Here is a 24,684-nt window from a genome sequence, read left to right as displayed (position 1 = left end):
CTCTCGCCGCCACCCTCGGCCACTCGGCGCTGGGGATCGCGCCGCTGCGGACCCGTCCATCTGAGGTATGCCCCCGATAGACGACGGTCGCTGTACAGCTCGGATGGCCGACGAGGACCGGCCGGCTTCGGAGCCGGGCGTGCGCTGCCTCACCCTTCGGGGGAGTTGCGGCCGGTCTGTGGCATGCTGGAGATGAGCACGGGTTGTTGAAGTGATCGCTCGGCTCACAACAGGAAGTAAAATAACAGTATGTCGCAAGGCAGTGTGAAGTGGTTCAACGGCGAAAAGGGCTTCGGGTTCATCGCGCAAGACGGTGGCGGTCCTGACGTTTTCGTCCACTACTCCGCGATTTCCGGCTCCGGCTTCAAGTCTCTCGAAGAGGGACAGCGTGTCGAGTTCGATATCGAGCAGGGCCAGAAGGGCCCGCAGGCTCAGAGCGTCCGCGCTATCTAAGAGCCGACCAACACAGAAACCCGCGCCACGGCGCGGGTTTCTTGCTTTCCGGGCGCGATGCCGGGCCGTGGCTCGGCCGGCTGCCGGCCATGATCGACCGATGAGCTGGTCCGGCCGGGCCGGCTCCGTGCACATCCGAGGCGTCGCCGGTCGCGCGGCTACTGATTTCTCGTGCTCGACAAGTCGCCCGGCAGAGGCCGACCGCGACGAACCGAGGCCCAGGCGGCCGGGTGGTTTCCGTCGGTTGATGGCGGGTAAGCAGGGCGCAGTGGGAGCGGCCTTGGGTAGGGGGCTCGCCGGAGCGGAGGAGGAGCCGCAGTGGGTGTGATGACACGGGATCCGGTGCGGAACGGTGTTGGACCGGATGGTCTGGTTGTCGAGGTGGATCTCCGGACGGCACCGGCGGCGCAGGTGCGGGCCGAGGTGCGTCACCTGATAGGTCGTGGCACCGGGATCGAGGTCTGCGACGCGGTGCAGGTGAGCGATGAGTTGGTGAGCAACGCCTGCTGCCATGCCCGCTCGCCGCGCACCTGCCGGCTGATGGTCGACGGCCGGGGTGGCTTCCGTGTCGAGGTGGACGACGCCTCGCCCGCGCTGGCGCGGGTCCGGCGGCCCGACCACACGGGCGGGCGCGGGCTGCTGCTGGTCGCGCAGCTCGCGACCCGGTGGGGGACCGACTATCGCGAGGGCGGGAAAACCGTCTGGGCCGAACTCGACCGGCGCGCCGGTATCTGATCCAGCGGTGACCGGCCGCGGGGCCGGGGAATTTCCTTGCCGGCGGGCACGCCGGTGTGGTCAGTCCTGTTCGGTGAGTTTGGCGTTGATCTCGCGGGCTTCGGCGAGTTGGTCTTCGAGGATGATGATCCGGCACGCCGCTTCCAGGGGGGTGCCGGAATCCATGAGTTCGCGGGCGCGGGCGGCGATGCGCAGCTGGTATCGGGAGTAGCGGCGATGCCCGCCGGCGGAGCGTTGCGGGGTGATCAGGTTCGCCTCGTCCAGGGTGCGCAGAAATGCTTGGGTGGTGCCGAGCATGTCCGCGGCCCGGCCCATGGTGTAGGCGGGGTAGTCGTCATCGTCGAACTTCTCGTTCGTGGTCGGGGGTTCAGAAATCGTACGGCCTCCAGACGCGCCGAAGTGCCCCGGCGCCAGCGGCGCCGGGGCACTGAAAGGGGGAATTACTTCGTCTTCCGACATGTAACCGATACGTCGGTGATCACCCGAACCACAGATCTTCACGGGTGACCCGACGGGCAACGCCTCCTTTCTCCTCATTTCATCTTTCCGGGCAACTTCATTGTGCTGCCCGACGGGCGGCAGGGCCGTCGTATCTACTGGCCCAGTGGCCGCGCCCGCCGGTCTTACTTCACGGGCAGTTCCATTATCTCCCGTGCCGTATGGATACTTCCTTCGCTACCAACGACACAGAAGTTACCTCACCTGATCGCGAATGTCTACAGTTCTCACTGTAGATTTTCCGCGCCGTGCCTCTCATGGTGGAGTTGCTGTCCAGTGGGTGTCATGCGCGCCGACGGAACGTATCGTTGGGACCCGGCCGGCTACACGGCCACGGTCCGCGCGGCGCGGGATGTCGGCACCATGTCCCGCGGCCGGATGGACGAGTCACGATTCGGGCCGGGGCGGGCGAATCCCGGCGTCCGGATAACAGCACGCTCACAGGCGCTGAAATCGGCGGTCGAGCCCTTCCGGAACCGGGCCGACCGGTCTAACCTTCAACGTCATGACCGCCTTCACCGGAAAGGTCGTACTCATCACCGGCGGCGCCCGCGGTATCGGTGCGGAACTCGCCCGGCAGCTGCGGGCGCGTGGCGCGCGGCTGGTGCTCACCGATATCGATCCGCCTCCGCTGCGGGAGCTCGCCGTGGAACTGGGCGGTGACGAGTACGTCGTGGCGGTCACCGCCGATGTGTGCGATCTCGCCGCGATGGAGGCCGCGGTCGCGCGAGGCATCGAAAGGTTCGGCGGAATCGATGTCGTCGTGGCCAACGCCGGTATCGGCAGCTACGGATCGGTCCTGGCGGTGGACCCCGCTGCCTTCCGGCGGGTGATCGACGTAAACCTCGTCGGATGTTTCAATACCGTGCGCGCCGCCCTGCCCTCGGTCATCGAACGTCGCGGCTACGTGCTGTTCGTGTCCTCGGTCGCCGCCTACGTGGCGATGCCGGGGCTGGCGGGTTACTCCGCGACGAAGGCCGGGGTGGAGCAGTTCGCCAATGCTGTGCGAGCGGAGGTCGGCTACCGTGGCGTCGCGGTCGGGTCGGCGCATATGTTGTGGATCGACACCGCGCTGGTGCGGGAAACGTTCACCGATCTGCCGGCGGCCGCGCGGGCGCTCGCCTCGTTGCCGGGCCTGTTCCAGAAAACCGTCACGGTGCGGGAGTGCGCTGCCGCCTTCGAACGGGGCATCGAGCGGCGTGCCGAGCGGATCAATGTGCCCGGCTGGGCGGGCGCGCTGCGCTGGCTGAAACCGGTGCTGCAAACCCCGCTGGTCGAGCGATTCGTCGGCACGGCCACCCGGACCTGGCTGCCCGAGATGGACGCGGAGGTGAGCGAGCTCGGCCGTTCGCTGAGCGCCCGCACCCACGCGCTCAGCGCGGACAATTAGGGCAGACGCCGGCCTCGGTCGAGAGCGACCTTTCCGTCGTCGTGCCGTTCGCGGTCGTGCTATCGGCTGTGTCGTGCATACGACGATCACCTGCGCGGGCGCTGGTGCCGATCTTGCACAGCGCGGTCGGTGGGCCGAGCCGGGTGGCCGTGTCAGCGGACGGTGTGTCGACCAGCGCCGGGGCTGGACGCCGGGCGAGAAGCCCAGGCCTGCTATACCGAACGATCGATGGTTCGACGGGCCCGGCCGACGACGTAACGCGCATGCGGTCGCTCGAAAGTGGGAGTGCCCCCACCCGCGGAACTCGAGTGAGGGCACTCCGATTACGGCCGGCTGGGCTGGTGGCCCGCCGGGGCGTATCTCAGTCCTCGCCGGTCCGGTAGGCGTCGAGGCGGATGGTCGCGGTCGCTTCGTGAGCGGCCATACCTTCGTACCGCGAGATGGTTTCGACGGCACCGGCCGCTTCCGGCGTGGCCGACCGTTCCACGCGCTGGTAGGTCAGCGGCTTGAGGAAGCGGGAGACCGAGAGGCCCGCACTGTGCTTGGCCCCGCCGGCGGTCGGGAGCACGTGGTTGGTGCCCGCCATGCCCTTGTCCGAGTACGCCACCGTGCTCCAGCGGCCCAGGAAGATCGAACCGTAGTTGTGCAGGGTGTTGTGGTAGTACTCGTCGTCGGTGGTCTGGATCTCCAGGTGTTCGGGTGCGAGGTCGTCCATCAGGGCCGCGGCGGTCGCGGGGTCCTTGGCCCAGGTCACCGACCCGTAGTCGCGCCAGGCCGGCCCGGCGATATCGCGGGTTTCCAGGGTTTCCAGTTGCCGGTCGGCCTCGGCGATCACCGCTTCGCCCAGTTGCCGCGAGGTGGTGACCAGGGCGGCGGGCGATTCGGTGCCGTGTTCGGCCTGGCCCAGGAGATCGGCGGCGACCGTGGCCGGATCGGCGGTCTCGTCGGCGATCACCGCGACCTCGGACGGGCCGGCCAACAGGTCGATCGCGACCTTGCCGAAGAGCTGCCGTTTGGCCTCGGCCACATAGGCGTTGCCGGCGCCGACGAGCATATCGACCGACGGTTCACCGAGCAGGCCGAACGCCATGGCGGCCAGTGCCTGGACACCGCCCAGCACGTAGACGCGGTCGGCGCCGGAGAGATGGCAGGAGTAGAGCACGGCGGGGTCGGCGGTGCCGTCGCGGCGCGGGGGAGTGCACGCGAGCACGGTCGGGACCCCGGCCACCTTGGCGACGCCGACGGTCATGAACGCCCCGGCGAGTAGGGGGAACCGACCGGCCGGGACGTAGGCACCCACCCGGGAGATCGGCACATAGCGCACGCCGGTGGTCAGGCCGGGTGCCGGCCGGGTCTCGAAATCGACCAGATGCGAGCGGGCTTCCCGGGCGAACGCACTGGTCCGCTCGTGGCCCAGTTCCAGCGCCGTCCGCAGTTCGGGCGACAGCGAATCGCCGGACCGCGCCAGTTCGGCCGCGCCGAGTTCGACCTGAGTGGCGGTGAACCCGTCGAGATCGCGGGCATAGGCCAGCACCGCGTCGAGGCCGCCCTGCTCGATCGTGGAGAGCATCTCCGAGACGGTGGCGATGACCTTCGGGTCGCGTTGGGCGGCCGGGCGGTCCAGCGCGGGGCGCTTGAGGATCTGGAAGGAGCCTTCGAGTTCGGCGAGGCGGGCGGGGGTGAACTTCATAGTTCGACGGTATGGCGGGCGCCGGCAATGGACAACCCGTTGCAATCCTGGGTTAGTTGAAGGATAACCCTATGGAGATATCCACCGGGCGATCGGCGGGAGAGGGCGATGTCGACGACCTCGAGGAGTGCGCCGAAAAGAAGGAGCAGCGTTGCGGCGATCGCGGTGGCGGGGGCTGGATGCCGGCCGCGAAGTCTGCCGACGACGTGAGCCCGTCCCACGGAGGCGATTCCGCCGGCTTTGCTGATGCCCTGTAGGAATACGCTCGCTCACTACACCGGAATCGGCGTGGACTCTGAGATCTGTGTAGCCAATGACTCCGCCGCCGCCACCGTGGTCGGTGGCGGCGGCGGAAACCATCGGATTTCCCGGGGGCGGTCGGTGCTCGCTCAGAGCGCGAGCACCGCGGGGATCGTCAGTACCGCGACGTAGTAACCCATGAACAACACTCCGGCGTGGATCTTGAAGAATCGGCACAGCAGGCCGCCCACGAGACCGACCGTGAGTGTCACGGCGAGCCCCAGAATCCCGCCCTCCCACACGCTGATCACCACGACGAGTCCGGCGAAGGCGGCGATGATGGCTTCGTGGCTGACGAACCGCACGACGACGGTCGCGGCCCGATGGGCGAAGTTCATCGCGAAGGGGTAGGCGATGAGGCCGGCCACCGCGACGGCAGCGAGTCCGTAGAGCAGGAATTCGGTGCTGGTGAGTGCGGTGGACAGGTTGTCGATATTGCCGTTGCCGTCGTCGGTGGTGAACACCGGTGGCGCGTTGAACAAGGGGGCGGCGGGCCCGGCGGCGACCGGACTCAGCGGCAGTCCGAAGGCGATGAGGGGGATCAGGGCTTCGGCGATATAGGTGGATTCGGTCGTGCCGTTGCGGGCAGCGATCACCGAAGTGAGCCGGCGGTAGCCGTGTTTGATGCGGCTCCCGACCACTTCACCCATCAGGACCGTCATGGCGACCGGGCTGAAAACGAAAGTGGCGCTGGAAACGGTGGCGGTGGCCGCGACATAGCCGGTCTGTCCACGGTCGAGAATCCGGAAGGGATTGGGAAAGTATCCCTTCCAGGTCTTGACGTCGGGTGCGAGCCATACCGTCGCCGGCTCCTTGCGCGCCATCTCGGCACGTCCCTGTGGTCCCAAGGACAAGAAGAGGTCGGCGATCAGCGGTCCGACGGCGATGCCGAGGAAGTAACTGATGTTGAGCGCGACATCGTAGGACGCCGTGAGCTGTTTGAGACCGAGGATGAGGACCACGAACGGTACGAGCGCGAGCACGCCCGCCCATTTCCCGGGCGACGCGTAGGCGATGCCGATGGCGGCCAGCACGAACAACCACGGCGCGGCGGACTGGACCGTGTCGGCGAACGGGGCCAGCAGCACGGCGAACAGCACGGCGGCGGGGACGGCTATCACAGCGGCGATGAGAGCCGCGGAGATCGCTTTGCGGAGCGCGATATGGGGTACACCCAGTGCGCGCAGCATCCGCGCTTCGCGCAAGAGCGGGACCGCCATCGTGTCCCCGGGAATGCCGAGGAGTGTGGTCGGCGCCGCATGCGTCATATGTTTGGCCACGGCTCCGGCGAGGAAGAATGTGAACACGCCTGCCGGGGGAGCGCCGAGCAGAATCACCAGCAGGGTCAGCGGGGCGATGGTCGCGGTTTCGTCGGTACCCGAAACCATTCCGATCAACGAGAAGACGATTGCGCCGATCACGGCGAGCATGATGGCCAGCGCGATATCGCTGGTGAGGATCGAACTCATGACACTGTCCCGGTGGTGGAGTGCTCGGCTTCGGTGAACCGCCGGCGCAGCCCGAGTTCGTCGAGTTCACGCCGGGTGTGCGCGGGCAGATCGTCGAGCGAGCCCAGCCCCTGTCGTTCTTCGCGCAGTGCGGCGATGACCTCGCCGACGGCCGCGTCTTCGGACACCTCGGTGACCACGATCCGCTTCGGACGGAAGAGCCGTCCGCAGATCAGACCGGCGATCACGCATCCGGCGATCCCCACGAGGAGAGCGTAGGCGTCGGCGAGCGAGTCGTTCGCCACGAACGAAGAGAATGCCCGGTCCGCCAGTAGAAGCGCGGACAGGCTCACGCCGACGCCGATGACCACGGATACGGCCAGGTGGCGACCGACGACGGTATCACCCCATACCTCCAGGTACTGCGGATGTTCGCGGCCGGCGGCCGGCTCTGCGGTGTGCGGGTCGACCGGTGTCACTGCCGCGGTCGGCGGGGGTTGGGTGGGCATGGGTACTCCGTCGGCGTCGAGGGGGTCGGGCGGGTCAGGATGTCGAGGCGGTGAGGGCGCGGACCACTCGCGAAGGGCTGGGCCGACCGAGGACGGTGGACATCCACCGGGAAGTCGCGGTGAGCGTGTCCAGATCGATTCCGGTGGTGATACCGAGGCCGTGCAGCATCCACACCAGGTCCTCGGTGGCGAGATTTCCGGTGGCTCCGGCGGCATACGGGCAGCGGCCCAGGCCGCCGGCGGCGCTGTCGAACTCGGTGATCCCGGCGCTCAGGGCGGCATAGACGTTCGCGAGCGCCTGGCCGTAGGTGTCGTGGAAATGCATCGCTGTGATCTCCGGGCGGATACCGCGGGCGAACAGGGCTTCCAGGAGGTCGAGGACGTGTCCGGGCGTGGCGACCCCGATGGTGTCGCCCAGCGAGATCGAGGCCACCCCCATGTCGAGGAGGCGTTCGGCGATATCGGCGACGGCCGAGGTGTCGACAGCGCCCTCCCAGGGGTCCCCGAAACACATCGAGATGTATCCGCGCGTGGCAAGCCCCTGTGCTCCGGCACCGTGCACCACGGGGCGTGCGGATTCGATCGCACCGTCGACGGTGGTATGCAGGTTCTTGTCCGCGAAGGTCTCGGTCGCGCTCACGAATACGGCGAGTTCCGTGGCGCCGGCGGCCAACGCCCTGTCGAGCCCGCGGCGGTTCGGCGCCAGCACCACCCGCCGGATATCGCTGGGCAGGTCCAGGACGGCCAGCAGCTGCTCGGCATCGGACAGCTGTGGGATCCATCGCGGTGAGACGAAGCTCGTGAGCTCGAGCGCCGACACCCCCGCGGCGGCGAGTTGCCGGCAGAATTCGGCCTTGACCGGTGTCGATACCACAGTGGCTTCGGCCTGGAGACCGTCACGGGGGCCGACTTCGTATACCCGGACCGCGGCCGGTAGCTCCGGCCTGCGGTGGACATGCGGTGCGGGCCGGCGGACGGCCTCGGTGTCCGGCGCCACCTCAGCTCCGTTCCCGCAGGTCGGTGAGCACCTTCTCGGCGTGCTCGACGCGAATGTTCCTGTCCTGGATGAGTTGCGCGACGACAGCGTCGAGCTCCGCGGTGCGCGCTCCGGCGGTGACCGCGACGGTACGGGCGTGCAGGCTCATATGGCCACGCTGGATGCCTTCGGCCGCGAGCGCGCGGCAGGCGCCGAGATTCTGGGCCAGCCCCACCGCGACCACGACCTCCGCGAGTTCGGTGGCCGACTCCACGCCGAGGATCTTGATCGCTGCCCGCGCGACGGGATGGGCCTTGGTGGCTCCGCCCACCAGACCCACCGCCATCGGCACCTCCAGCGTGCCGGACAGGTGTCCGTCGGCGGTTTTCTCGAAGTGTGAAAGAGCCGTGTACCGCCCATCGGGGCCGACGGCGTGGGAGTGACAGCCGGCCTCGACGGCGCGGGTGTCGTTGCCGGAGGCCAGTACCGCGGCGGTGATGCCGTTCATGATGCCCTTGTTGTGCGTGGCGGCACGGTAGGGGTCGGCTTCGGCGAGCGCGGAGGCGTGCACGATATCGTCGACGACCTGCTCGCCGCCCAGCAGATCACGGTCGAAGACGGCTCGGGCGCGCACGATTCGCCGGTCGGCCATATTGGTGAGGATGCGGAGCAGGGGCCGCCCGCCGGCGATGGCCGCGAGCCGGGGCGCGATGGCCTCCGCCATGGTGTTGACCGCGTTGGCCCCCATCGCATCGCGCACATCGACCACCAGATGTGCGACGACATGCGTGCCGGTTCGCGTCGGCACCAGACGCACCTGGAGGTCCGTCGCACCGCCGCCGAACCGGACCAGGGTCGGGTCCTGCTCGTTGGCGAGGTCCACGACGGTCGAGCGTTGTTCCAGAATGCGCAGGCGCGCGGCCTCGGGATCGGGTAGGTCCAGCAACTGGATCTGCGCCTGCATCACCGGGCCGGTGCCGGAGGTGAAGAATCCGCCTCGTTCGCGGGCCATGCGCGCGGCATTGCTCGCCGCGGCGACGACCGACGGCTCCTCGGTGGCCATGGGGACCAGATAGTCTCGGCCGTTGATCCGGAAGTTGGTGGCGATGCCGACCGGAATACCCAGCACCCCGATCACATTCTCGATCATGTGATCGGCATGCTCGGTGTCCAGGCCGTGCGCGGGTTCGAGAACGTCCAGCTCCGCGACAGCTACCCCGGTCCGCTCGGAAACCACCGAGCGGCGCTGCTCGACGGACGAGTCCTTGAATCCCGGAATCCTGCTGTTCACGGTCACTGCGCCGCCCTCCACATCGTGGGGGCGCGGTATCCGCGGCCCCGCTGAACATTTGCCGGATCCGACGGTACGACCGCGCTGTAACCCGCGACATGTGTGATGACCACATGAAACGGCGGTTTCAGTGTGTTGGAGGCATATTTGCCGTTCATGGCCGGGAGACCGAACGTAACTCGTCCAGCCGAGTGGCGAGCGAGATACGGAACAGGTGTTCGTCCTGGCGCCAATCCGCTCCGAGCAGGGCTTTGAGGCGATCGAGGCGCTGCAAAATCGTATTGGGGTGGTAGTTCAGCGCTCGCGCGGTCTTCGTCGGGCTTGCCTCGTGCCGCACGAAGGTGCGCAGTGTGGTGAGCAGATCGGTGCCGTGCCGGGCGTCGTAGTCGACGACCGGCCCGATGGTGAGGTCGAGGAAGGACTGCAGGGCTTGCGGGTTGGCGCCGAACAGGACGGTGTACGGGGCGTAGGCGTCGGTGGCGACCGCGCGGTCGTCGATGCCCAGCCCGGTCAGCAGGCGCACTGTCTGTTGCGCTGTGCGGAACAGATCCGGGAGCTCGTCGGGCCCGGCGGCCCGCGGCGGGGCCACGACCAGCACCGGGGCCCCGAATACGCCGATGAGATGCCTTCGCAGATCGTTCGCGAACGCCATCGGATCGACAGCCGATCCGATTACCGTGAGGGTGGCCGCGTGCTCACCCACCAACCCGCCGCGGCCGAGGAAACCCGCGACGGCGCGTTCGGCCCCGGCCCGCCGGGCCGGTGGCACATCGACGATGAGCAGCGTACGCAGTTCGGACAACGTCAGGCGGTGATTGCGCGCCCGCTGGTCCATACCGCGACGTCGCTCCGGCGATGAATGCAGCAGGTCGGCGATGAGTTCGCCGCGCTCACGGCGGTACGCGTCGGTGACCGCCCGCTGTTGCAGGGCCAGCAGAGCGGCGACCTGAGCCGCCCGTTCGATCGTGCGTCGTTCCACCGGACCGAGTTCCACGCTCCCCGGGCTGAGCAGCAGGGCCCCGAAGTGGAGTTCGCCGGCGGTGACGGCGGCCACCACCTCGACCGATCTGTTGTTCGCGACGGACCGGCAGTGCCCGCTCGCACGACTCAGCGAGATCGCGGCACGCACATCCGGGGACAGACTCACCACCGTATGCTCCTGGTCCGCGGCCGCGGAGGCGGCGAGCGAGAACGAGTCGGCGTCGATGATCGTCACCCGCCGGTCCAGCGCCGCCGCCAGGGTGTGCGCGACCTGTGTGAAGCCGCCGCCGGACAGGACGGCGTGGACGAGTTCCTGGTGGACCGCGCTCGACCGATCGCGTGCTTCCAGGTGCGCGGTCAATTTCTCCAGGGCGCCTCGGGTGCGGTCCTGCGACTCCCGGAGTTGCGTGAGGATGTTCGCGGTCTGCAACACCACCGAGGCGTGGTCGGCCAGAGCCGAGAGCAACGCGATCTCTTCGGGGGTGAACTGGTGTTCCTGCCGGGTCGCGGCGAAGAGCACACCGAGCACGGTGCCGTCGGAGAGCATGGGCACGCCGAGGATGGAGATGATCCCCTCGGCGAAGACGGCATCGTCGATGGTGTGCTCGTGGGTGCCTCCCGCGTACTCGCTGTACCGCGGCACCCACTGCGCCGACCGGGTATCGGCGATCCGGCTCGCCAGTCCAGTCCCGGCGGGGACGTGCAGGTCCTGGAATTGCGGGGTCACCGCTCCCATCGTCTTCCGGACGTGCAGGTCGCGGGTGGTGGCGTCGAACTCCGACAGATAGGTCACATCGGTGCCCATCATCTCGTGGGCGCGCGCCACCAACCTGGCCAGCAGCGCATCGATATCACGCACCTCGGCCAGATCGCGGGCACTGGAGAACAGCGCGGTGAGCTCCTGTTCGCGGCGCCGTAGGCGCGTGACCTGGGCTCGGTCGCGACGTGCGTGGTCGACGATATCGCCGACCGTGCCCGCGTCGAGTCCCAGTTCGGTCAGCGAGGCCGCGAGCGTGGTGACATCCGGTTCGCCGCGGGTGACGGCGCGAAGAACCTCGTGCACGATACGGGCGAGGTCACTGCTGTTCATGGTTACAGACTGCCCGTGTCCACCGGCCCGGCTCGATGCGCTCCCCGTGACCGCTACCGGTACCGCGCCCACCTCGCCGGCGATGCGGTGTTCGCCGGGTCGCGTGGGGGCGGCCTCAATGGGTCAGCGCGATCTTGACGATCACGACCAGGGCGGCGGCGAGGGTGAGCAGCAGTGCGGTGATCACGGTGGCGCGGGTGGGATGCCGGCCGCGGAGTCTGCCGATGACGAAGACGATCCCGCCGATACGCACGAGAATGACCAGTTCGGCGAGGATCTGCGCGGTTCGGGGTTGCAGCCAGCCCAGCCAGCCGGCGGCAAGGACGGCACAGGGCAGGACCGCGGAGGTCAGAATCGGGACGGAGTTGCGCAGGGCGCGAACCCGGTCGCCGAGGGTGGTGGTGTGCTGTTCGCGGACGGTGCGGGCCACGGTCTCGGCGAAGCTGTGGGCGAGGAAGGTGGACAGGGCCGTGCCGAGTACGACGAGGATGCCGAGGTGTTTCTCGGCGGTGACGAGGGGCACGAGGGCGGTGAGGACGAGGATATTGCCGTAGATGTAGGCACTGATCCGGCTGGCGGCATTGTCGCGGTCCAGCGGATTCCGGGCGGAGAACAGCGGGCCGTGCAGCAGGCCGGCCGGATCGGCGTCCATCGGGATCAGTCGGCGAAGACCTCGCGCAACGTGGCTTCCTGCTCATGGGACAGGTTGGTGGAGATCAACTCCGCCGACTGGCCGTGGAACGCCTCGTGCACCCGGTCCATCGTGGCATCGGAGGTCAACGCGAACAGCGCCGAGGTGCCGGGGGTGAGCTTGTCGCGCACTTCCTTGATGAAGTCGTCGTCGATACCGATATCGGCCAGCGACCCCGACATCGCGCCCAGACCCGCACCCATCGCGGCACCGATCAGGGGGATGAAGAACAACAACCCGAACAGCAGACCCCAGAACGCGCCGCCCAGCGCGCCGAGCCCGGCCAGGCTGTGCAGCTGGCGGGTCTTGGGTTTCTTCGCGTCCGCCGGCCAGCTGACCACCGCCGCGTCCTGCACGGTGATCAACTCCCGGCGTTGCAGATCATCCAAGGTCGATACGGCGGTATCGGCGCCGGTGGCGGTGGGGAACTTCCAGACGGTCAACGTACCGGCCATCTCCGGCTCCTTCTACAGGGTGAGTACGCTTCCGGATCGACCATAGGGCCGGTCGCACGCCGATTCCTCACCCGCTACGGGTGAGAGACCACGGCGCCGGTGACGGACAACTCGTCTGCCGCGATCGCGAACACCTCCGCCGGGATCACCGCGGTCGCACCACGTGTCATCCGAGAGATCCCGCCGGTGGGTTGCCATAACCCGCACTTCCACGCCGGTCGGAAACGGCAACGGTTATGCGCGGCCGACCTCCGGGCACCTCACCCGCCCGACACGAATTCGCTCGCCCCCCGAGAACTCCGCGAATGGTATGGCGTCAACTTCCGATTCCGGGCGGGTGTACCGCGTTCGGCACGACCGCCTCGAGGGCCGCCGCGACCGCCAGCGCGCGGGCGTCGCAGCCGGGTGCCGCGGTGACCGTCAGGCCGACGGGGAGACCCGCGACCGCGCCGATGGGCACCTGCACCGAGGGCGCACCGGTGTTCGAGGCGATTCCGGCCGCGGCGGTCCCGGCCCAGCCGGGGTGCGCGATATCGGGGGCCGTGGGATAGATGAGCACGTCGACGCCGCGGCGGGCGAGTAGTGCGGTGAGCGCCCGGCGCCCGGCGCGCTGTTTCGCCAGGGCAGCGTCGTGGGCCGGGTTCGGTATCGGCGGCGCTGCCAGCCAGGCCGCGGCAGTGTCCCGGTCGAGGGCCGTCGTGGTGAGTAGATCGGCGAAGTCGGGCCGGGGTCCCCGCCGGGCACCGGCGCCCGGCTCGTACCGGGCCGGGGTCCGTTCGAGGAACATATCGATCGAATGCCGCGCGTCCGTCCACCCGCTGTCGGTGAGGACATCACGGGCGAAAGCGGCGTCCAGTTCGGGCAACTCGGCGCGGCGCAGCCGGTATTCGCGAGTGAGCGTGTCGATCACGTGGTCGGCGAGTGCCCGTAGTCGAGCGGATCGGCTGTCGCGGCCGCGCGCCGCGGAGCGACCGGACGGGGTATCGAAAGGCCAGGTCAGATAGGCGGTGGTGAGTTCCGTGAGATCGGTTGCCGCCGCTCCGGCGAGCCAGGAATGCCGGCCGCCCGTCATCGAGTCGGCGAATTCCGCGATATCGCGCACGGTCCGGCCGATCGGGCCGACGACATCCTGGGACGGGGACAGCGGGATGACGCCGCTGCGGCCGACCGCGCCACCGGACGGCCGGAAACCGACGAGTCCGGCGTGCACCGCCGGTCCCACCACCGAGCCACAGGAATCGGTGCCGAGGGAGATCGGCGCGAAACCCGCGGCCACCGCCACCGCGCTCCCGCCGCTCGACCCGCCGGCGCTGCGCGCGGTATCGAAGATATTGGCCGTGATACCGCGGATGGAGCTTTCGGTGAATGTCCCGTGCCAGGCGAATTCCGACATGTTCGCGGAAGCGAGGACGATGGCGCCGGCGGCCCGGAGCTCACGGACCACGGCGGCGTCGGTGCGGGGCCGGTAGGAGGCGAGCCCGCGATTGCCCGCCGTCGCCGGCAGGCCGGTCGCGGCGATATTGGTTTTCACCACGAACGGGATACCGTGCAGCGGACTGCGAACCCGGCCCGCCGCACGTTCACGGTCCCGGGCGCGCGCGTGCTCGACCGCCGCGCGGTCGATATCGACGATGGAGTTCAGCGGCGGGGATCCGGCGCGGTCGAAGCGGTCGATCCGGTCCAGATACGTTCGGATGATCTCCGCGCTGGTCACGGTCCCGTCCGCCAGGAGCCGGCGGAGGTCGGCGACGCTATAGGTCTGCCAGGGCGAGAGGGTCACGAACTAGAACCTAGGAACCGCACCGGCCATGGACAACCCGGGTAGTGGCTGGTGTTCGCATAGGATCACCCTGTGACTCTTCGGCAACTGCGCGCGTTCCTGGTGACGGCCCGGACCGGGACGTTCACCGCCGCCGCCAAATCGCTGGGCATCGCCCAGGCCTCGGTCTCCGAACTCGTCCGGACGCTCGAGGACGAGTACGGGACCGTCCTGTTCGTCCGCGGCGGCCGCAAACTGGTGCTGACCGCCGCCGGGGTCGCCTTGCTGCCGCATGCCGAACAATCGCTGGCCGCGGCCGACGGCGGAGTCGCGGCGCTGAAATCGGTGCGGTCGCTGACCGGCGGTGTGGCCACCTTCGGGGTGCTCCGCAATGCCTCGTACTATCTGCTGTCCGATCTGGCCGAGGAGTTCCATCGCCGGTTCCCGGAGGTCCGGATCCGGCTGGTGGGGATGAACTCGGTCGAGGTCGCGGCGGAGGTCGCCGAGGGGCGGCTGGAAGCCGGTCTGGTGGTGCTGCCCATCGATGCCGACGGGCTGCGGGTGACCCCGCTGGTCCGGGACGAGGTGCTCTACGCCTCCGCCGTACCGGAGCGCGTGGCGAGCGCGGTCACCATCGAACAGTTCGCCCACGCCACGGTGATCCTCTACGACGCGCACTACGGATGGAAGGAACCGACCCGCCGCCAATTGGCCGAACGGGCCCAGCTCGCGGGTCACCGGATCGAACCGCTGATCGAGGTGGAACAGGTGGAATCGGCGCTCGGGCTGGTGCGCCGGGGGATCGGGGACACCGTCATCTCCCGCGCTGTCGCGACCAGCTCCGCCTGCCCGCCCGAGGTGCGGGTGGTGGGTTTCGAGCCGCCGCTGTACGACACCATCGCGCTGGTCCAGCGGGAATCGGGAGTGCTGTCGCCGGCGACGCGGGAGCTGGCGCGGATGGCGCAGCAGATGCTGCTGCGCCATCGGGTCGCCGACGCCCCCGCGCGCGACGGCGACCCGGGCCGCGATCAGTAGATGTTCTGGCTCACGTACGGTTCGTCGCCGCGATGGGCGTAGATCTGCGACCGGGTGGCGATATCGTCGTAGATCCGGGTTTCCTTGACGATCTTGCCGGACTGCACCAGGAACTGCGAGATGCCGATGATCTCGACCGGTGAGCCGGTGAGCGGGCCGTAATCGGCGATCCCGTCGTATTTTCCGGTGAACTTCCAGGTCACCGCGATGCGCAGGCCGCCGTAGCGGGGTGAATTGTTGGCCGCGACATCCCGGATGTCGAAGGTGCCGCCGGGGAAGGGCCGCAGCATGCGCAGCAGTGCGCGCCGGTAGCCTTCGGGGCGGGCGATGGTGCGATCGTCGATGGTGTTCAGCCATAGATCGCGGATCCAGAACTGCTCGACCCGTTCCAATTCGCGCTTGTTCCACACCGAGTCGATGAACTCGAGCACCATTTCGACCTCGGGCCGGAAGTCGTCCGGCCGCGGACCGCTACCGCCTTCGGTGATCACCTCGGCGGGCGCGGGTCCGGCCATGGAACCGCTGAAGCCGCGGAAAGCCTGCCTGCGGGCGAGTTCATCGGGATCCTGGCCGAGCTGGCGGGCCACCGACAGCGCGTCACGCACGACCCATTCCTCCACCATCCGGCCGCGGCGGTAGAGGCAGTTCGCGATATTGCGGCTGCGGTACTCGATGTTCTCCAGGTCGGTACCGAGCACCAGATGCGAGCTGAGGAACGCGTCGTCCCCGCGGGCTTCCCAGACGATGTCCTCGGCCTGGCCCACCCGGTTCGGGGTGGTCGAGATCCGCATGAGCGTTCCCTCGATCACCTCGCGTGCGGTGGTGGAGGTGCCGTACACGCCATGCACGATCGAATCGGGTTCGTAATTGTCGTTGATATGGCCGATCGCGCGCTCGATCCAGATGTGATCGGTGACCTCACGGATGAAGTCGTCGGGGTCGGCGTAGGGCTGGTAGGCAATCGGATCGAGTGGCATGACGCCTAGGATACATACGTATTCATCGTCAGGGAAGGGCCGGGTGCCGGCTATTCCGGCAGGATATCCGGGTACCGCGCCCGCGCGCCGGACGCCGTGCCGGTCGCGGACAGCGCAATGCGCCGGCCGGGGCGGAGCCCGGCCGGCGCATGGCGAAAGGACAGCTCAAGCTGCCAGGCGAGCGCCCGTATCCGGATGGAACAGATGCACTTCCGCGTGGTTGCGCACACCGACGCGCACCGTCTGCCCGATCCGTGGCGGGGTCCGGCCGTCGACCCGGACGTTCACCCGATGCGGCCCGGACGGGCTCAGTACGGTGCCATAGACATACGCATCCGCACCCAGCTCCTCGACCAGCTCCACGGTGAGTGCGAAGCCCTCGTCTTCTTCGCCGATCAACCGCAGTGTCTCCGGCCGGATCCCGCACACGATCTCGCGCAGATCCGCGACCGCCGACCGCGCCACCGGAACCGTGCACTCGCCGATCTCGACCCCGTCGGCGCAGACGGTCAAGGTGGTGAGGTTCATTCCGGGCGAGCCCATGAAACCCGCCACGAAGGCGTTGGCCGGACGGTCGTACAGTTCGCGGGGTGTCGCCACCTGTTGCAGCACACCGTCTTTCAGTACCGCGACCCGGTGCCCCATCGTCATGGCCTCGACCTGATCGTGGGTGACGTAGACCGTGGTGGTGGCCAGCCGTTGCTGCAAAGAGGCGATATTGGCGCGGGTCTCCACGCGCAGTTTGGCATCGAGATTCGACAGCGGCTCGTCCATCAGGAATACCGCCGGATCGCGCACGATCGCGCGGCCCATCGCCACGCGCTGGCGCTGACCGCCGGAGAGCGCCTTGGGTTTGCGATCGAGAAACGGGGTGAGGTCCAGCATCTTCGCCGCGTCGGCGACCTTCTGCCGGATGGTGTCCTTGGGTACGCCCTTCAGCTTCAGCGCGAAGCCCATATTGTCGCCGACGGTCATATGCGGGTACAGCGCATAGGACTGGAACACCATGGCGATATCGCGTTCCTTCGGCTGGACGAAGGTGACATCGCGGGTGCCGATGGAGATCGACCCGTCGTCGACGTCCTCCAGCCCGGCCAGCATGCGCAGCGCGGTGGTCTTACCCGAGCCGGACGGTCCGACCAGCACGAGGAATTCGCCGTCGGCGATATCCAGGTCCAGGCGGTCGACGGCGGCGCTGTCGGACCCGGCGTAGCGGCGGGTCGCCTTCTGGTAACTGACTTCTGCCATGTCACTGCCTTTCCGGAACGGAGGCGGCCGGCGCCGCGGTGGGTTCGTCGCCGCGGGCGCGGGCGAGCTGGGCCAGGACGGCGAGTTGGTCGTAGACCCGCCATTCCTCGACGATGCGGCCCTCGCGCAGCCGGAACTGCGAGGACCCGAGAATCTCGACCCGTGACCCGGTGACCGGGCCGAAAACGGGCAGACCCGAATAGGTACCGGTGAGCCACCAGACGACGCCCACCCGCAGCCCACCGTGCGGCGCCGAATCGTTGGCGACGATATCGCGCACCTCGATCCGGGCGTCGGGGAAGGGCGCGAGCAGGTCCATCCACGATTCCTGGTAGTTCCGCGGCCGGGTGAGGGTGCGGTTGCCGACGGTGTGGCAGGTGATATCGCGGGCGATGTACTCGTCGATGCGGTGGAACATCGCCTGGCCCAGCACGGTGTCGAACAGGTCCAGGACGAAGGCGCACTCGTCGCGGTGGGTGCCGGGGCGGGCGCCCGAATCGCCGGCGGTGAGGGGTTGCACCGCCTTGTCGCGAGTGGCCGAGCCGGTGAAGCCGCGGAAGGCGAGGGTGCGCGCCACCTCGAACGGATCCAGGCCGAGGTCCTGGACCACCGCGAGTTCGTCGCGGATCACCCACTCCTCCTCCATCACCCCGTTGCGGTAGAGGCAGTTCGCGATGGTCCGGTGCGAGAACCGGCGGTGGGTGGGCGGGCCGTAGACGGTGTGCTTGGAATTGGTACCGCTGCTGAAGATGCGATGCGAACTGAGGAACGCGTCGTCACCGCGGGCCTCCCACACCACGTCCTCGGCCTGGCCCACCCGGTCCGGGAAGGCGCTGATCTTGGCCAGAGTGGAGGCGACCACGGGCTCCACGCCGACCCCGGTGCCGTAGGCGCCGTGCACGATCGCGTCGGGGGCGTAGTTCTGCCTGATCAGTCCGACCCCGCGCTGCACCCAGATGCGGTCGGTCCATTCGACGATGAACTCCTCCGGATCGGCATAGGGCAGGAAGGCACTGTCTTTCAAAGTCATACATTCGGCTTTCGTGTGGAAGCGAGGTGATCGCTCAGTCGAGCTCGTCGATCCGGCCTGCCGCGTCGGTGAGCTGCGCGCGCACATCGTCGCCATTGGCCATATTGCTGATGGCCACAGCCAGGACATCCATGATCCGGGGCCAGTCGAGGTTCATCGGGATGGCGCGGGCGGACTGCAACGCCTCGTACTGCAGCCGGGGCAGGTCGTTGTTGGCCGCGTTTACCGCGGGATCCAGCATGTTCGAGTCGTGCATGGTGATCCCGGTGCTCGTCGCCGGCGACGATTTGTCGAGCGTGATGGCGCGTTCGGTCTCCGCGTCGGTCATCCACTTCACGTACTCCCAGGCCGCGCCCTGGTTGTCCGAGGTGTTCATGACCCCGGCCAGCCAGGTGTAGGCGTAGCTCTGCGCCTCGTGGCCGGGGAAGCCCGGTATCGGCGCCACGCCCACGTTGCCGGCCAGTTCGGGGGCCGCCTTCGTCGGATTCGCGAAATCCTCCAGATGCCAGGACCAGGTCAACACGGTGGCGGCATCGCCGTTCTGGAAGGCCTTGGTGGATTCGAGCTCGCCCCAGTTCGAGGATTCCGGCGGGCTGTAGCCCGCGCGGAACGACTCCAGGTACTTCTCGGTCGCGGCCACTCCCGCCGGCGTATCGAATGCCGCCTTGCCGTTCTCGTCGAGGAGCTCCGTGCCGTTGCTCCACAGCATGGCCAGCCAGGTGTTCAGGTTCTGGCCGTTACGCCGGTTGAACTGACCGGCCACCGGATATTCCGGGGTGGCCTTTTTGATCGTTTCGAGCTGGCGGTAGTACTCGTCCCAGGTCGTGGGCGGTTCCAGCCCCAGCTTCGCGTAGATGTCCTTGCGGTAGAAGAGGTTGTAGGAGAAGCCGCGCAGGGGCATCCCGTAGGTCTTACCCGGATCACCGGCGGACGCGGCCTCCTCGAACGGACCGGAGAAATCGTCCATGGTCACCCCGTGGGCGGCCATCACCTCGTTGAGCGGCTGGACCCCGATCTTCAGCGACGGACCCCAGGCGTCCGGCCAGATGAGCGCGTCGTAGGTGCCGCCGCCGATGGCGCTCTCGGCCACGATCTTCTGCAGGTAGGCCGCGTACGGGATATTCGACCATTCGACCCGGATCCCGGTGCGTTCGGTGAACTCCGCGGTGCGCTGGTGCAGCGCGGCGAACTGGGGCACGGTCGCGCAGCAGGTGAGCAGGCGGATCGTGGTGCCGTCGTAGGGTTTGCCGTCGAGCAGACCGTCCGGTCCCACGGACGCCGTCGCGACCTGGTCCATCAGGCTCTTGGTCTCCGGGGCGCTGGTACACCCCCCGGCCAGGACGGCGAGCACGGTCGCGAAGACCAAGGCCAGGACACCGCGTCCCCGTTTCTTGTGTTCCGGTCGTCCGGACAGCACCCTCACTTGACTGCTCCTAGGGTCATGCCCTGCGCGAAGTGCTTGCGCACCAGCGTCGCCAGGACGATCATCGGCACCATCACCAGCAGACCGGCTGCCGCCATATGGCCCCACAGCACGCCGTCGGGCTGATCCAGCGTCATCAGCGAGACCGGGAGGGTGACCGCGTTGCTGCGGGCCAGGAAGGTCGGGAAGAGGAATTCGTTCCAGGACAGCAGGAACGAGAACACCACGCCCACGAAGATGCCCGGTGCGGCCAGCGGGGTGACCACGCGCCACAGCAGGGCGAGCTGACCGCAGCCGTCGAGCCGGCCCGCCTCCTCGATCTCGATGGGCAGGCCGTCGACGAAGCCCTTGAGCAACCAGGTGTTGTAGGGCACCACGATGGCGAGGTTGGTGACGATGAGCGCGAGATGGGTGTCGAGCAGGCCCAGGTCGCGGTACATGGTCAGGAAGGGCAGCGCGATCGCCACACCCGGGATGAACTGGGTCGCGACGATGCCCAGCAGGATCGGTTTCGCGCCGGGGAATTTGTACCGGGAGAAACCGTAGGCGGCGAGCATGGACAGCGGTACCGCGATCACGGTGGTGACCACGGCGACGATGATGCTGTTCCACATCGGCCCCACCAGATCGTTCTGGCCGCCGATGATCGCCCGGAAGTTGTCGAGCGAGGGCCGGAACAGTACCGAGGTGGAGAAGACCTCACGATCCGGTTTGAACGCGGTGAGGGTGAGCCACAGAATCGGGAACATCACGAAGAACAGGATCGCGAGAGTGCCCAGCAGCCGCAGCAGACTGCCTGCTCGCCCGAGTGGCGAGGGACCGCGGCGGACCGCCTTCGGCGCCGGTGGCGCGGCGGTGGGCACGGATTCGAGGGTGTCGGTCATTTCTGCTCCTGCCGACCCATGAGGATCAGGTATCCGGTGGCGAGCACGCCCAGCACGACGACCAGGATCCACGAGACGGCCGAGGCGTAGCCGATATCGAGGAAGGTGAAGCCCTGCTCGTAGGCGAAGAAGTTCAGGGTTTCGGTGGCCCGGCCCGGCCCGCCGCCCGTGGTGGTGACGACCTGGTCGAACATCTTCACCGACCACACGGCCTTGAGGAATACGACGATCAGGATCAGCGGCCGCAGCAGCGGGAACTTGATCCGCCAGAACTCCTGCCAGGCGTTGGCGCCGTCGACGCGCGCGGCATCGCGAATCTCCGGTGAGATGGCACCGAGGCCGCCCAGGAACATGAGCGCGATGAGCGGCGCCCAGCCCCAGATCTCGCTCAGGGTGACCACGACCAGCGCCCAGAACGGTTCACCGAGCCAGTTGATATCCCGCGTGAACGGCAGCAGGGTGTCGAGCATGTCGTCGTAGACGCCGTAGTCGGGGTTGAACATGAACCGCCAGGAGTAGCCCTTGAGCGCGGGCGCGATGGCGAACGGCAGGATGAGCAGTGCCTTGGTGAGGCCGTTCAACCAGGTCGCCTTGTTCAGGACGAGCGCCATGACCAGGCCCAGCCCGACCGACAGCACCACCGACATGATGGTGAAGAGCAGGGTCACCCACACCGCGTTGTGGAAGGTGTCGTCGGTCAGCGCCTTGGTGTACTGCGCGAATCCCACGAATTGCTCGGGTTCGCGGGTCTCGTTCACCCGCCAGTGCCGGAAGCTGTTCACCAGGGCGACGCCCAGCGGGTAGATCGTGGTGAGGACGATGGCCACGAGGGCGGGGGCGAGATGCGCGTACGGCACGCCGATCCGGCGCCAGGCGGAGTGTCCGCGGCGGTCCGGCCGGCTGGGGGGCGCGGTGGTGGCCGTCATCGTCGGACCCGCGACCGCGGCGGACAGGAGGTCGGGGCGCCGGGGTCGGCGAGTGGCTCGGCCCGGTGGGGGCGGCTCGGCTTCACTCTGAACTCCTTCGGATTGTGATCCCACAGGACGGGGGAGGGAGGGGAGGCGGCGGGGTGTAACGCGGCTCTCAGTGTCCGGTGAGTGTATGCGTATGTATTCGAGAAAGACAAGGGGTCGTATCCCGGCGGCCGGGTAAGGTTTACGTACCCGTCGCCTCTTACTTGGCGCGTCCACTAGGAGCGGAACGGCCCGATCGGACGTTGTGCCGGCTCTCCGGATCGCGGTCGCGCGTGCCTGATCCGGCGAGGTTATGATACGTATGCACAAACCGGTCGGAGGCATGCCGGACCCATGCCGGGGCGACCGGCGTCGGGCACCGGGAAATGGCGCCGACCGGTCGGCTGTTACGGGCGCGGGTCGGAAACGGTGGCGCGTTCGATCAGCTGCGGCGTCATGACGATGCGGCGCGGGCCGTCGTCGCTGTTCTTTTTTTCGAGACGCTCGACGAGCAGGCGCGCGGCCGCCGCGGCCATCGCGTCGAGGTCGTGACCCACGGTGGTGAGGCGGAACGCCTCCCACTCGGCCATCGGAATATTGTCGAAGCCGATGATGCCGATGTCCTCGGGAATGCTAACGCCCCTGGCCAGGGCCGCGTTGAGCGCCCCGATCGCGACGACGTCGTTACCGCAGAACACCGCTGTCGGGCGCGGGTCGGCGTCGAGGAGTTCCTGCATCGCCCGGTAGCCGGTCTCGAATTCGAACGGGCCCCGGCGGGTGAATACGCTCGGCAACGCGATGCCCGCCTCGGCGAGCGCGGCGCGGAACCCGGTCTCCCGGTCACGTCCGGTGCTGGTGGTGGCGGGGCCGAAGATTCCGGCGATCCGGCGGTGACCGTGGTCGGTGAGATGGTGTGCCGCCAGGCGCCCGCCGAGCTCGTTGTCCACCACCGCGGCATCGGCGGTGTGCGGGGTGCTCTCGCGGTTCAGGAAGACGAACGGCAGCCGCCGGCGCTGCAACTCACCGGGGAGCAGGGAGTCGATATTGCTGGTCAGCAGGACCGCTCCGTCGATGGATCCGTCCACCAGCTGTTCGAGCGGGACCTGGTTGTCCGACCGCTCGGTGAACACCATCATCCGGTAGGCGTGCTGTTCCAGCTCGTCGTGCAGCGGGCCGAGCAGATGCGGGTAGAAGGGGTTGGTCAGATCGCTGACCACGATGCCGATCCGTCTGGTCCGGCGGGTCACCAGGCTGCGTCCGGCCTCGCTGGGCACATAACCGAGGGCGGTCACCGCCTCCTGTACCCGGGCCCGGGTCTCCGCGGCGACCCGCGGATCGCCGCGCAGCGCGCGCGAGACGGTCGGCTGCGATACGCCTGCCAGTCGTGCGACATCGCGGCTCGTGATCGGCATGGATCTCCCTGATCGGGTGCGCGGCCGCCGCGGAAGCGGCCGGTGCGGTTGTGTGAATACGAATCTTAGTCGATGTGGTCGGGCCTGCTGTTGTCCGCGTACCGGCGGGGGCGCCGATCGTCTCGGGGCGGCGAATAGCCCTGATGATCGGGGGAAACGGAACGGATGGCGCCGCCGATTCACCGGCGGGCGTTGACACCGAGCACCTGTTCCGGCACGATGCATACGTATAAATCATCGTCGTATTCGCGATTTCCGTCCGTGTGGTTGCGCCGCCCGTTCGTGCCGAGCGCCCACCGTGAGAAGAAGAGGTCAGATGTCTGCCGAAGTCACCGTCACCGCCGAGGATCTGGACCGGTACACCATCCGGCGCACCGACTTCGTGTCCTGCAACCAGGCGTTCATCGATTGCCGGACACCGGGTTCGGACCGCAAGGAGAACTACTCGATGATCGGGCGCGGCGTGAGCCAGAGCGCCGGTCAGGTGGTCAACCTGCGCGAACCGCACGGCTTCCAGATCGGCGCGGCCGCGATGCCCAACGGGGTCACCAACAACCTGCACCTGCACTTCACCGCCGAGGTCTTCCTGTGCTTCAAGGGCGAGTACCTGCTCCGCTGGGGCGCGCAGGGGGAGCAGGGCGAACTCGTGCTCCGGGAAGGTGAGATCGCCTCCATTCCGACCTGGATCTTCCGCGGTTTCACCAATATCGGCCCGGACGACGGTTTCCTGTTCACCGCGCTCGGCATGGACGACACCGGCGGGATCATCTGGGGGCCCTCGGTCCTCGAGGACGCCAAAGGCCACGGCCTCTACCTCACGGCGGACAACAAACTCGTCGACACCGTCGCCGGGGACGAGATCCCGGAGGGCGTCGAACTGGTCGAACCGATCAGCGATGAACAGATCGCGGCGCTGCGTCCGTTCACGGTCGAACAGATGCGGGAACGGATCGCGACGCCGGAGAACATCGAATGGTCCCGGCGCGCCCTGCTCGATTCCGCGCTGCCCGGCGGCGGGGTCGAACTCGGCCTGGTGATCGGCTACGGCATGACCGAGGACGCGACCCAGGTGCCGCGGATCCACAATCCGCACGGACACAACATCGCGTGGCTGCGCGCCGAGCCGGGCGCCGGCCTCTCCGCGCACCGGCATGCCGAACGCCAGGTACTGATGGTCAAGGACGGCGAATGGGAGGTCACCCTCAACCGGGGAGTCGACGCCCGCACGGTCCGGCTGGGCGCGTGGGACATGCTGTCGGTTCCGGCCGGCGCCTACCGGTCGATCCGGAATGTGGGCGGACAGACCGCGCTCCTGCTCGTGGTCAACAGCGGTGACGGCCGGGTCCGGCTGACCTGGGACGAAGAGGTCGTCAAGGCGGCCGCCGATGCCGGCGACGCTCTCGATCACAACGGCTACCTCGCGCCGTACGCGCTGGTACCGCGCCGGAAGCGCTGA

The 24,684-nt window shown here is 68.1% G+C and carries 23 protein-coding genes; 6 read left to right on the top strand and 17 right to left on the bottom strand.

What is annotated here, in order from left to right; all coding sequences use genetic code 11:
• Positions 1-249 precede the first annotated feature (249 nt).
• Complete coding sequence (locus IG75_RS0112360) at positions 250-453, top strand: cold-shock protein (protein WP_030521376.1); 204 nt, start codon at positions 250-252, stop codon at positions 451-453.
• Positions 454-780: 327 nt separating this feature from the next.
• Complete coding sequence (locus tag IG75_RS36255) at positions 781-1,188, top strand: ATP-binding protein (RefSeq protein ID WP_373863745.1); 408 nt, start codon at positions 781-783, stop codon at positions 1,186-1,188.
• Positions 1,189-1,248: 60 nt separating this feature from the next.
• Here IG75_RS36255 and IG75_RS40220 read toward each other — a convergent pair whose 3' ends face one another.
• Positions 1,249-1,647, bottom strand: coding sequence for a MerR family transcriptional regulator (locus IG75_RS40220; RefSeq protein ID WP_081876833.1), 399 nt, complete (start codon positions 1,645-1,647; stop codon positions 1,249-1,251).
• A gap of 544 nt (positions 1,648-2,191) precedes the next feature.
• On the opposite strand from IG75_RS40220, the gene IG75_RS0112345 reads away from it, so the two are divergent.
• Complete coding sequence (locus IG75_RS0112345) at positions 2,192-3,076, top strand: SDR family oxidoreductase (protein ID WP_030521373.1); 885 nt, start codon at positions 2,192-2,194, stop codon at positions 3,074-3,076.
• A gap of 361 nt (positions 3,077-3,437) precedes the next feature.
• Here the strand turns inward: IG75_RS0112345 and hisD are convergent, their stop codons facing one another.
• Entirely contained in the window at positions 3,438-4,766 is a 1,329-nt protein-coding gene (gene hisD, locus IG75_RS0112340; protein ID WP_030521372.1) for a histidinol dehydrogenase, read from the bottom strand.
• A 71-nt stretch (positions 4,767-4,837) separates the two neighbouring features.
• Here hisD and IG75_RS0112335 point away from each other — a divergent pair, with 71 nt between their 5' ends.
• A complete protein-coding gene (locus IG75_RS0112335; protein WP_030521371.1) occupies positions 4,838-5,023 on the top strand; it encodes a hypothetical protein in 186 nt (61 codons plus the stop codon).
• Positions 5,024-5,155: 132 nt separating this feature from the next.
• Here the strand turns inward: IG75_RS0112335 and IG75_RS0112330 are convergent, their stop codons facing one another.
• From IG75_RS0112330 to IG75_RS0112285, 8 genes are all read right to left on the bottom strand, one after another.
• Entirely contained in the window at positions 5,156-6,535 is a 1,380-nt protein-coding gene (locus IG75_RS0112330) for a tripartite tricarboxylate transporter permease (RefSeq protein WP_030521370.1), read from the bottom strand.
• On the bottom strand, positions 6,532-7,023 hold the full coding sequence (locus IG75_RS0112325) for a hypothetical protein (RefSeq protein ID WP_030521369.1): 492 nt from the start codon (positions 7,021-7,023) through the stop codon (positions 6,532-6,534). Before IG75_RS0112325 ends, IG75_RS0112330 begins: the two co-directional genes overlap by 4 nt.
• 34 nt (positions 7,024-7,057) lie before the next feature.
• Entirely contained in the window at positions 7,058-8,020 is a 963-nt protein-coding gene (locus IG75_RS0112320) for a hydroxymethylglutaryl-CoA lyase (protein WP_030521368.1), read from the bottom strand.
• A 1-nt stretch (position 8,021) separates the two neighbouring features.
• Positions 8,022-9,296: a hydroxymethylglutaryl-CoA reductase, degradative gene (locus IG75_RS0112315; protein ID WP_030521367.1), complete on the bottom strand. Its 1,275-nt coding sequence runs from the start codon at positions 9,294-9,296 to the stop codon at positions 8,022-8,024.
• A gap of 148 nt (positions 9,297-9,444) precedes the next feature.
• Entirely contained in the window at positions 9,445-11,361 is a 1,917-nt protein-coding gene (locus tag IG75_RS0112305) for a helix-turn-helix domain-containing protein (RefSeq protein WP_030521366.1), read from the bottom strand.
• Positions 11,362-11,476: 115 nt separating this feature from the next.
• Complete coding sequence (locus tag IG75_RS0112300; RefSeq protein WP_030521365.1) at positions 11,477-12,013, bottom strand: hypothetical protein; 537 nt, start codon at positions 12,011-12,013, stop codon at positions 11,477-11,479.
• Positions 12,014-12,018: 5 nt separating this feature from the next.
• A complete protein-coding gene (locus IG75_RS0112295) occupies positions 12,019-12,507 on the bottom strand; it encodes a DUF1269 domain-containing protein (RefSeq protein ID WP_030521364.1) in 489 nt (162 codons plus the stop codon).
• Positions 12,508-12,823: 316 nt separating this feature from the next.
• Positions 12,824-14,287: an amidase gene (locus IG75_RS0112285; protein WP_051714535.1), complete on the bottom strand. Its 1,464-nt coding sequence runs from the start codon at positions 14,285-14,287 to the stop codon at positions 12,824-12,826.
• Between the two features lie 72 nt (positions 14,288-14,359).
• Between IG75_RS0112285 and IG75_RS0112280 the strand changes: the two genes are divergently transcribed.
• Entirely contained in the window at positions 14,360-15,301 is a 942-nt protein-coding gene (locus tag IG75_RS0112280) for a LysR family transcriptional regulator (protein ID WP_030521362.1), read from the top strand.
• Here the strand turns inward: IG75_RS0112280 and IG75_RS0112275 are convergent.
• The 7 genes from IG75_RS0112275 to IG75_RS0112245 all read right to left on the bottom strand — a co-directional run bounded on the left by IG75_RS0112275 (position 15,295) and on the right by IG75_RS0112245 (position 23,228).
• Positions 15,295-16,278 carry an ester cyclase gene (locus tag IG75_RS0112275; protein WP_030521361.1) on the bottom strand — a complete coding sequence of 328 codons (984 nt, stop codon included), beginning with the start codon at positions 16,276-16,278 and terminating at the stop codon, positions 15,295-15,297. The genes IG75_RS0112280 and IG75_RS0112275 overlap by 7 nt on opposite strands.
• A 165-nt stretch (positions 16,279-16,443) precedes the next feature.
• Complete coding sequence (locus IG75_RS0112270) at positions 16,444-17,526, bottom strand: ABC transporter ATP-binding protein (protein WP_030521360.1); 1,083 nt, start codon at positions 17,524-17,526, stop codon at positions 16,444-16,446.
• Position 17,527: 1 nt separating this feature from the next.
• Positions 17,528-18,556 carry an ester cyclase gene (locus IG75_RS0112265; protein WP_036513661.1) on the bottom strand — a complete coding sequence of 343 codons (1,029 nt, stop codon included), beginning with the start codon at positions 18,554-18,556 and terminating at the stop codon, positions 17,528-17,530.
• A 34-nt stretch (positions 18,557-18,590) separates the two neighbouring features.
• Entirely contained in the window at positions 18,591-19,979 is a 1,389-nt protein-coding gene (locus tag IG75_RS0112260; RefSeq protein ID WP_156058872.1) for an ABC transporter substrate-binding protein, read from the bottom strand.
• On the bottom strand, positions 19,976-20,863 hold the full coding sequence (locus IG75_RS0112255) for a carbohydrate ABC transporter permease (RefSeq protein WP_030521357.1): 888 nt from the start codon (positions 20,861-20,863) through the stop codon (positions 19,976-19,978). The genes IG75_RS0112260 and IG75_RS0112255 overlap by 4 nt, the downstream gene beginning before the upstream one ends.
• Positions 20,860-21,789, bottom strand: coding sequence for a carbohydrate ABC transporter permease (locus IG75_RS0112250; RefSeq protein WP_051714534.1), 930 nt, complete (start codon positions 21,787-21,789; stop codon positions 20,860-20,862). Before IG75_RS0112250 ends, IG75_RS0112255 begins: the two co-directional genes overlap by 4 nt.
• A 434-nt stretch (positions 21,790-22,223) precedes the next feature.
• The gene (locus tag IG75_RS0112245; protein WP_030521355.1) at positions 22,224-23,228 is read right to left on the bottom strand and encodes a LacI family DNA-binding transcriptional regulator; all 1,005 of its coding nucleotides are present in this window, start codon (positions 23,226-23,228) and stop codon (positions 22,224-22,226) included.
• Positions 23,229-23,544: 316 nt separating this feature from the next.
• On the opposite strand from IG75_RS0112245, the gene IG75_RS0112240 reads away from it, so the two are divergent.
• On the top strand, positions 23,545-24,684 hold the full coding sequence (locus IG75_RS0112240) for a cupin domain-containing protein (protein ID WP_030521354.1): 1,140 nt from the start codon (positions 23,545-23,547) through the stop codon (positions 24,682-24,684).

Origin of the sequence: Nocardia rhamnosiphila NBRC 108938 (genome assembly GCF_000720425.1) — a bacterium.
GTDB lineage: Bacteria > Actinomycetota > Actinomycetes > Mycobacteriales > Mycobacteriaceae > Nocardia > Nocardia rhamnosiphila.
This window is presented reverse-complemented; position numbering and strand designations above follow the sequence as displayed.

Excerpts from the sequence above, each read along its gene's own strand:
- IG75_RS0112330 (WP_030521370.1), bottom strand. The coding sequence starts at position 6,535 with ATGAGTTCGATCCTCACCAGCGATATCGCGCTGGCCATCATGCTCGCC.
- IG75_RS0112300 (WP_030521365.1), bottom strand. The coding sequence starts at position 12,013 with ATGGACGCCGATCCGGCCGGCCTGCTGCACGGCCCGCTGTTCTCCGCC.
- IG75_RS0112295 (WP_030521364.1), bottom strand. The coding sequence starts at position 12,507 with ATGGCCGGTACGTTGACCGTCTGGAAGTTCCCCACCGCCACCGGCGCC.
- IG75_RS40220 (WP_081876833.1), bottom strand. The coding sequence starts at position 1,647 with ATGTCGGAAGACGAAGTAATTCCCCCTTTCAGTGCCCCGGCGCCGCTG.
- hisD (WP_030521372.1), bottom strand. The coding sequence starts at position 4,766 with ATGAAGTTCACCCCCGCCCGCCTCGCCGAACTCGAAGGCTCCTTCCAG.
- IG75_RS0112305 (WP_030521366.1), bottom strand. The coding sequence starts at position 11,361 with ATGAACAGCAGTGACCTCGCCCGTATCGTGCACGAGGTTCTTCGCGCC.
- IG75_RS0112335 (WP_030521371.1), top strand. The coding sequence starts at position 4,838 with ATGGAGATATCCACCGGGCGATCGGCGGGAGAGGGCGATGTCGACGAC.
- IG75_RS0112265 (WP_036513661.1), bottom strand. The coding sequence starts at position 18,556 with ATGACTTTGAAAGACAGTGCCTTCCTGCCCTATGCCGATCCGGAGGAG.
- IG75_RS0112250 (WP_051714534.1), bottom strand. The coding sequence starts at position 21,789 with ATGACGGCCACCACCGCGCCCCCCAGCCGGCCGGACCGCCGCGGACAC.
- IG75_RS0112240 (WP_030521354.1), top strand. The coding sequence starts at position 23,545 with ATGTCTGCCGAAGTCACCGTCACCGCCGAGGATCTGGACCGGTACACC.
- IG75_RS0112245 (WP_030521355.1), bottom strand. The coding sequence starts at position 23,228 with ATGCCGATCACGAGCCGCGATGTCGCACGACTGGCAGGCGTATCGCAG.
- IG75_RS36255 (WP_373863745.1), top strand. The coding sequence starts at position 781 with ATGACACGGGATCCGGTGCGGAACGGTGTTGGACCGGATGGTCTGGTT.
- IG75_RS0112325 (WP_030521369.1), bottom strand. The coding sequence starts at position 7,023 with ATGCCCACCCAACCCCCGCCGACCGCGGCAGTGACACCGGTCGACCCG.
- IG75_RS0112275 (WP_030521361.1), bottom strand. The coding sequence starts at position 16,278 with ATGCCACTCGATCCGATTGCCTACCAGCCCTACGCCGACCCCGACGAC.
- IG75_RS0112360 (WP_030521376.1), top strand. The coding sequence starts at position 250 with ATGTCGCAAGGCAGTGTGAAGTGGTTCAACGGCGAAAAGGGCTTCGGG.
- IG75_RS0112270 (WP_030521360.1), bottom strand. The coding sequence starts at position 17,526 with ATGGCAGAAGTCAGTTACCAGAAGGCGACCCGCCGCTACGCCGGGTCC.
- IG75_RS0112345 (WP_030521373.1), top strand. The coding sequence starts at position 2,192 with ATGACCGCCTTCACCGGAAAGGTCGTACTCATCACCGGCGGCGCCCGC.
- IG75_RS0112255 (WP_030521357.1), bottom strand. The coding sequence starts at position 20,863 with ATGACCGACACCCTCGAATCCGTGCCCACCGCCGCGCCACCGGCGCCG.